Annotated in this window: 1 pseudogene; it reads right to left on the bottom strand. The window is 75.3% G+C overall.

Annotation, left to right across the window (positions count from 1 at the left end):
• Nucleotides 1-350 (bottom strand): annotated as a pseudogene (locus tag CBZ_RS20560) (peptidase S32); the annotation flags it as partial.
• Nucleotides 351-494: the final 144 nt, after the last annotated feature.

The raw sequence follows: 494 nt of genomic DNA, 5'->3' as shown, positions 1-494 counted from the left end.
GTGAAGGGTTCCGTGAAGGGCTCGGTGAAGGGTTCGGTGAACGGGTTCGCGCCGAGCGCCTCGGTGAAGGGTTCCGTGAACGGCTCGGTGAAGGGTTCGGTGAACGGGTTCGCGCCGAGCGCCTCGGTGAACGGTTCCGTGAACGGCTCCGTGAAGGGCTCGGTGAACGGGTTCGCGCCCAGCGCCTCGGTGAAGGGCTCCGTGAACGGCTCCGTGAAGGGCTCGGTGAACGGCTGCGCCGCGGCACCCAGCCGGTGCTCCTTGACCCCCTCGGCCGAGCGTGCGGCCGTGCCGGCCGAGCCGGTGCTCGCCGCGGTCGACCCGTTGCTCGCGGTCGGAGCCGACGGCACCGACGGCCCCGACGGCGCCGTCGGAGCGGCCCCACCGCGCGCCGGACCCGCGGGCCGCCGCCGGCGACGTCCCCGGTAGGCCGCGGCCACGGGCGGGAAGAGCCCGCCTCCGCTGCCCTGCAGCCGCGACGCCTGGGCCTGCGC

This window comes from Cellulomonas biazotea (genome assembly GCF_004306155.1).
In the GTDB taxonomy this organism is placed as follows: domain Bacteria; phylum Actinomycetota; class Actinomycetes; order Actinomycetales; family Cellulomonadaceae; genus Cellulomonas; species Cellulomonas biazotea.
This window is presented reverse-complemented; position numbering and strand designations above follow the sequence as displayed.